Below are 7,636 nucleotides of genomic sequence, written 5' to 3' on the forward strand. Positions count from 1 at the left end.
GTCCAAATCAAGAAATAGAAACACCTAATCAAAACATATGTTCAGTTTGTACGGGACAAATGGGGGTTTTGCCTGCTTTAAACAAAGAAGCGATTACAAAAGCGATTTACTTTGGGAAAGCGGTGGATTCGTCATTTAGCAATGAAGTGATATCTTGGGATAGAAAGCATTATGAATATCCGGATAACCCGAAAAATATTCAAATAACGCAATATCACAATCCAATTATTCCTGACGGACATGTATCTTGTTATCGGAATGACGGTTCTCAATTTACTGTAAATTTAACTCAGGTTCATATTGAGGAGGATGCTGCGAAATTGATGCACGAAAAGAAGATTTCGTTAGTCGATTTTAATAAAGCAGGTGTTCCATTGATTGAAATTGTTACGGAGCCTTGTATTAGAAATATTGAAGATGCTTCAACCTACGCACAATACATTCAACGTATTGTTCAAAACTTAGGAATCTCTGAAGCGAATCTTGAAAAAGGAGAATTTAAATCGGATGTTTCTGTGTCTTTGCGCAAAAAACATAGTTACGAATTGAATCCAAGAACTGAAATCAAAAACTTGAACTCGTTTAAGTTTATGATTGAGGCTTTAAAAGAAGAAGTTGAAAAACAGTTCAATTATTTTATTGAGCACAAAGAATTTAGACCTGACCAAACGACTGTATTGTGGGATGCTGATTTAAAGCAGACCAAAGTGATGCGTAAAAAAGAATTTGAAGCGGATTATCGTTTTATTTCTGAGCCGGATTTACCTTTTGTAAATATTAAGGCTGAAATTGAAGCAATTAAAGTGGATACAAGCGCTTTGCCTTATGCTGTAGAATCTATTTTGATTAACGGTGGTGTTTTACCTCAAGATGCTAAATTTTTTACAGCTGATAAGTTGCGTTCGCAAACATTTGTAGCTATCAATCATGAAATCAATGATGCTTCGTTTGTTGCTAAGACTTTGGCAAACAATATAAAGGCTGAAGACTACGCTGAAATTCATAGTATTGATCATTTAACAGATATTTTTAAATTATTTAAAGCCGAAAAAATTACAGCGGTTTTAGTTCAAAATGCGATTGTTGGTTATTTAAAAGATAGAACTTTTGATTACAATAAGTACTTTGAAGAAAATACCATTTCTGAGGATAAAATCCAAGAAGTTATTGCTAAAGTGCTTTCAGAAAATGAGGTAGTTGCCAACGATGTTAAAGCAGGAGACCAAGGAAAAGCGGGTATTTTAGTCGGTAAGGTTTTAGGTGTTATCGGAAAAGGTGCTAATGGTAAAGTAATTCGTCAAATTATTTTAGATAAATTAGGAGCTGCTGCTGTTTTAGAAAATAAAGAAGCCTCTGAAAAAGTTTCCAAAGAAACAGTTGCAGAGAATAAAGAAAGTCAAGAAGAATCGCTTCCTGAAATTCCTATTATTATAAAAGATACTTATAGAACGCATAAAATTTCACAATTATCAGATGAGAATATCAAAGAAGAAGTGATGTTGTCTGGTTGGGTAGCTAGTGTGCGTGATCACGGGGAATTAATGTTTATTGATTTGCGTGATTCAAGTTATGAGATTTTTCAAGTACGAATCAGTAGAGAATCATTTCCTAATATTGATGAGTTAGTAAAATTAAAACCGGAGTCGGTAATTTCGGTAAAAGGTATTGTAGTAGGGCGTAATGAAGATGATTATAATGCAGGTTTGCGTACCGGTAAAATAGAATTGGAAACTTCGGTATTGGAGATTTTAAATTTATCTAAAACATTGCCTTTTGAGATTAAAAGAGCGGCTAAAACGAACGAAGCAATCCGTTTTCAATATAAGTTTTTAGATCACAGAAATGAAGAGGTAAGAAGAGCAATCGTAAATCGTCATAAAGTAATTAAATTATTGCGTGACATTTTGGATGAAGAAGAATTTTTAGAAATTGAAACGCCAATTTTAAGTGCAGGAACCGATGAAGGTGCACGTGAATTTATTGTTCCTACACGTAAGCAGGCAGGTTTCTTTTATACTTTGCCACAGGCTCCACAACAGTTTAAGCAAATGTTGATGGTAAGTGGTTATGAAAAGTATTTCCAAATTGCACGTTGTTTTAGAGATGAGGATTCTCGCGGGGATCGTCAGCCGGAATTTACGCAATTGGATATGGAAATGGCCTACGCAAGTATGCAGCAGATTATAGACTTAAACACAAAAATGTTTAATGAAGTAGTTAAAAAAATATATGGCAACAAGTGGATTTTACGTCCGTTTAAAGTTATTACATACAAAGACGCGATGGACTTCTATGGCTGCGACAGACCAGATTTGCGTTATGGATTGAAAATGCAGGACATTACAGATATTGTAAAAGATACGACTTTCCAAGTATTTAGTAAACCTATTGAAGATGGTGGAATTGTAAAATGTATCAAGGTTTCGGCTAAAGAACAAGGAAACAAGCGTATATCTAAAGGTCAGATCGAAAACCTTACTGCTATTGCTCAACAGCACGGCTTAGGCGGATTGGCTTATATTATTGTAAATGAAGATGAATTGCAGTCGCCGATTATTAAGTTTTTGGGTGAAGATATTGCTGCAGGAATCATAAAAGCGACTAATGCAGAAGTGGGTGATATTGTTTTCTTTTCAGCGGCAGATTATGCCACGGCAAACAAAGCATTGGACGCTGTTCGTCAAGAATTGGGTAGAATGTTGCATTTGATTAATCCGAAGGAATTATGTCCGGCATGGGTGGTTGATTTTCCAATGTTTGAAAGAACAGATGAAGGAAGATGGACATTTACGCATAATCCGTTCTCTATGCCTGCGATTTACGATTTAGAAAAGCATATGAAAGGCGATGACAATGAAATTGGAACTATCATCGCACAACAATATGATATAATCTTAAATGGTTACGAAATTGGTGGAGGATCTGTTCGTGCGCATAAATCTGAAATCTTGGAAGCGACTTATAGAAATATGGGTTACAATAGAGAAGAAATGATAAAAAGCGTCGGCACAATGCATAAAGCTTTCCAGTACGGCGCACCACCACACGGAGGTATTGCTTGGGGAATTGATCGTTTGATGATGATTTTAGAGAAAAAAGCATCTATTAGAGAAGTAATGGCTTTTCCAAAGACAGGAACCAGCGAAGATTTATTATTTGGAGCACCATCCCTTTTATCTGATAAAAAGGTAGAAGAAATGAATGTGAGAATTATTAAGAATTAGATTTTATTCAATATCAATTTCAATTAAAAAATAATTGAAATTGTTTAATTTTTCAAATTTCCAAAACGGCATTTTAAATGTTTGTTTTGGGAATTTGTTTTTTATAGTGTTTTTTTAATTTTAATGTGATTACTTATCCTGAAAGATAACTACTAGTGACTTCCAAGTACTCCTAATTTTGGCTTTTTAGCCCCGACAGAAGGGATAAACCTTGTGAGACAGTGTTTGGCTCACAAGTTTAGGAATGATGGCGGGAACGATGTTGGCTAAAAAAGCCTAATCTTTCGCTCTAAATTCTTTTGAATACAATTTGTAGTGTACTCATTACTAATTTCCTTGTTTTTTTTATTGTTAATGACATTGCTTTTTGCCATTGACATTGTCTTTTTTAAATTGATATTGCTATTGCCAATGGTATTGAAATTAAATTTTTGATTATGCCATTAAAACTGATTTATATCATTGAAATTGATATCTTTTGTTAATAACTTAGCCTCTTATAATTGGAATAAAACACTTATATAGATTACATTTTTATATATTTGCGTGTTAGACGAAAAACACATTTTTTTTAGATTAAATTATATGAGCGAAGAAATCAAGAAGGACAATTATTCAGCAGACAGTATCCAAGCTTTAGAGGGGATGGAGCACGTGAGAATGCGTCCATCGATGTACATTGGAGATGTAGGTGTAAGAGGGTTACATCATTTAGTTTATGAAGTAGTAGATAACTCTATCGATGAGGCAATGGGAGGTCATTGTGATACGATACGAGTTGATATCAATGAAGATGGTTCAATTTCTGTTGAAGACAACGGACGTGGTATTCCAGTTGGTATTCATAAAAAAGAAGGTGTTTCTGCATTAGAGGTTGTAATGACCAAAATTGGTGCTGGAGGTAAATTTGATAAAGATTCTTATAAAGTTTCTGGAGGACTTCACGGTGTTGGGGTTTCTGTTGTAAATGCATTGTCAAATCATTTAAGAGCAACCGTTCACAGTAGTGACGGAAAAATATACGAACAGGAATACGAAAAAGGAAAAGCTCTTTATCCAGTAAAGCAAATTGGCGAAACTACCAAAAGAGGTACAATCGTTACTTTTTATCCAGATCCTTCCATTTTTACCCAAACAATAGAATATTCTTATGACACTTTATCTTCTCGTATGCGAGAGTTGTCATTTTTGAATAAAGGAATCACTATTACTTTTACTGATAAAAGGGAAAAAGATAAAGACGGAAATTTCCTTTCTGAAATTTTTCATTCTTCTGAAGGACTAAAAGAATATATTAGATATTTAGATGGAAATCGTGAGCCAATTATTGCGCATGTAATTTCTATGGATCACGAAAAAGGAGAAATTCCAGTTGAAGTAGCTTTGATCTATAATACAAGTTACTCTGAGAATATTTTTTCTTATGTAAATAATATCAACACACACGAAGGAGGAACGCATCTTCAAGGTTTTAGAACGGGTCTTACAAGATCATTGAAAAAATATGCAGATGCCTCAGGGATGTTGGATAAATTAAAGTTTGATATCGCAGGAGATGATTTCCGTGAAGGTCTAACTGCAATTATTTCTGTAAAAGTGGCTGAACCTCAGTTTGAGGGTCAAACAAAAACGAAGTTAGGAAATAGAGAAGTTGTTTCGCCGGTAAGTCAAGCAGTGAGCGAAATGATTGAGAATTATTTGGAAGAAAATCCAAATGATGCTCGAGTAATTGTTCAGAAAGTGATACTTGCGGCCCAAGCACGTCATGCTGCCAAAAAAGCGCGTGAAATGGTGCAACGTAAAACCGTTATGGGTGGCGGTGGATTGCCAGGGAAATTGTCAGATTGTTCCGAGCAAGATCCAGCAAAATGTGAAGTATATCTTGTCGAGGGAGATTCGGCAGGGGGAACGGCAAAACAAGGTCGTGACCGTGCTTTTCAGGCGATTTTACCTTTGAGAGGTAAGATTTTGAATGTGGAAAAAGCAATGCACCACAAAGTATTCGAAAATGAAGAGATTCGAAATATATTTACTGCACTTGGAGTTACCGTTGGTACAGAAGAGGATAGTAAAGCTTTGAATATATCGAAATTACGTTACCATAAAGTGATCATCATGTGTGATGCCGATGTCGATGGTAGCCATATTTCAACCTTAATTTTGACTTTTTTCTTCCGATTTATGAAAGAACTGATTGAAGAAGGACACGTATATATTGCAGCTCCTCCTTTATATTTAGTTAAAAAAGGAAATAAAAAAGAATATGCCTGGACAGATGTTCAACGCGATCAAGCGAATGAGAGAATGGGCGGAAGTGCAGGAATTCAGAGATATAAAGGTCTTGGAGAGATGAACGCGGAGCAATTGTGGGAAACTACGATGGATCCAAATTTCAGAACATTGAGACAGGTTACAATAGACAGTTTGGTAGAAGCAGATCGAGTTTTCTCAATGTTAATGGGTGATGAAGTGCCGCCAAGAAGAGAGTTTATCGAGAAAAATGCAGTTTACGCAAATATCGATGCGTAGTCTTTAGAGTAACTGTGTTTTTTCTTTTTTGGTTTGAAATTAATAAAAAAAACAAATAAAAATGAAAGTTACCATTGTAGGAGCAGGGAATGTGGGAGCATCCTGTGCAGATTCAATTTCTTATAGAGGAATTGCAAGTGAAGTAGTATTATTGGATATTAGAGAAGGTTTTGCCGAGGGTAAAGCTATGGATATCATGCAATGTGCTACAAATACAGGTTTTAATACCAATGTTTCAGGGGTTACTAATGATTATTCTAAAACAGCAAATAGCGATGTTGTTGTGATTACTTCGGGAATTCCTAGAAAACCAGGAATGACGAGAGAAGAATTAATAGGAATCAATGCTGGTATTGTTAAAACTGTTGCAGAGAATGTATTGGCACATTCGCCAAATTGTATTGTAGTGGTGGTGTCTAATCCAATGGATACAATGACTTATTTAGCATTGAAAGCAACTGGATTGCCGAAAAACAGAATTATCGGAATGGGCGGAGCTTTGGATAGTTCTCGTTTTAGATATTATTTGTCTAAGGCATTGGATAAACCATCTAATGATATTTCTGCTATGGTTATTGGTGGACATGGTGATACTACAATGATTCCTTTGACAAGATTGGCTGCTTATAATGGTATTCCAGTTTCTGAATTTTTATCTCAAGAAGAATTAGAGAAAGTTGCTGCTGCTACTATGGTAGGTGGAGCTACACTTACTGGTTTGTTAGGAACTTCTGCTTGGTATGCGCCTGGAGCTTCTGTTGCTTATTTGGTAGATAGTATTTTGAATGACCAAAAGAAAATGATTGCTTGTTCAGTAATGTTGGATGGTGAATACGGGCAAAGCGATATTTGTATCGGTGTACCTTGTATTATAGGTAAAAACGGAATTGAGCAAATTGTTGATATTAAATTAAATGATGCTGAAAAAGCTGCTTTTGCAAAAAGTGCAGAGGCCGTAAGAAGCATGAATGCTGATTTGAAAACTGTTTTGGCATAATAATTTACGTATAAAAAAAGAAGACTGCAATTTCTGCAGTCTTTTTTTTGATTTTAATTAATAAATAAATTGGTTAATCTTTCCGTTAATTATATATTTGCTCGGTTTAAAAAAAATGACGTAAATCGTGCAGTTCTTTTTTGTTTTTCAAAAATGACGTAATGGCTTATTTTATAGGGTTTAAAACAAAAATAATAAATAAAAAATAATTAATTTTTAGTAATAATGCAGAATAAAGGACTTATTAAATTTTTCGCAATTCTATTTGCATTGGTAAGTATTTACCAACTTTCTTTCACTTTTGTTTCAAGCAAAGTTAAAAGTGATGCAAAATCTTTTGCTGGCGGAAACCCAGAGAAAGAAGTAAAATATTTGGATTCAATTGGTAAAGAAAAAGTGTTTAGCTTAGGTTTTACTGATTTTACATTCAATGAAGTAAAAGATAAACAAATCAATAAAGGTCTTGACTTAGAAGGGGGAATTAACGTAATTCTTCAAATTTCTGTTAAAGACGTTTTAAAAGGATTAGCTAACAATTCTAAAAATCCGGTATTTAATAAATCATTAGCTGATGCAAGTGCAAATTTAGAAGGAAACAAAAGCTATTTAAATAAGTTTTTTGAAGCTTTTGAAGCTAACTCAAACGGAAACACAAAATTGGCTTCGCCAGATATCTTTGCAAACAGAAGTTTACAAGGTGAAGGTGGAATTGATTTCCAAATGACAGATGCACAAGCTCAAAAAGTAATTAAAAGAAAAGTTGGTGAGTCTGTTGAAAGTGCTTATAAAGTATTGAGAGAGCGTATCGACAAATTTGGTGTAACACAGCCTAATATTCAAAAATTAGGAGAGTCAGGAAGAATTCTTGTAGAGCTTCCAGGTGCTA

The 7,636-nt window shown here is 34.6% G+C and carries 3 protein-coding genes and 1 pseudogene; all 4 read left to right on the forward strand.

Going from position 1 to position 7,636, the window contains the following annotated elements; translation table 11 throughout:
• Positions 1 to 3,224 (forward strand): bifunctional amidotransferase subunit GatB/aspartate--tRNA ligase AspS (gatB/aspS, locus tag VFS71_RS13275; protein WP_326401792.1); only part of this gene is annotated, 3,224 nt, incomplete at its 5' end.
• Positions 3,225 to 3,809: 585 nt separating this feature from the next.
• Positions 3,810 to 5,753 carry a DNA topoisomerase (ATP-hydrolyzing) subunit B gene (gene gyrB, locus VFS71_RS13280; RefSeq protein ID WP_326401793.1) on the forward strand — a complete coding sequence of 648 codons (1,944 nt, stop codon included), beginning with the start codon at positions 3,810 to 3,812 and terminating at the stop codon, positions 5,751 to 5,753.
• A 61-nt stretch (positions 5,754 to 5,814) separates the two neighbouring features.
• Positions 5,815 to 6,750 (forward strand): malate dehydrogenase, encoded by a 936-nt coding sequence (locus tag VFS71_RS13285; RefSeq protein WP_077376243.1) that lies wholly within the window; start codon positions 5,815 to 5,817, stop codon positions 6,748 to 6,750.
• A gap of 225 nt (positions 6,751 to 6,975) precedes the next feature.
• Positions 6,976 to 7,636: pseudogene (locus VFS71_RS13290) on the forward strand (protein translocase subunit SecDF); the annotation flags it as partial.

It is taken from the genome of Flavobacterium sp., from assembly GCF_035760125.1.
Taxonomy (GTDB): domain Bacteria; phylum Bacteroidota; class Bacteroidia; order Flavobacteriales; family Flavobacteriaceae; genus Flavobacterium.

Excerpts from the sequence above, each read along its gene's own strand:
- VFS71_RS13285 (WP_077376243.1), top strand. The coding sequence starts at position 5,815 with ATGAAAGTTACCATTGTAGGAGCAGGGAATGTGGGAGCATCCTGTGCA.
- gyrB (WP_326401793.1), top strand. The coding sequence starts at position 3,810 with ATGAGCGAAGAAATCAAGAAGGACAATTATTCAGCAGACAGTATCCAA.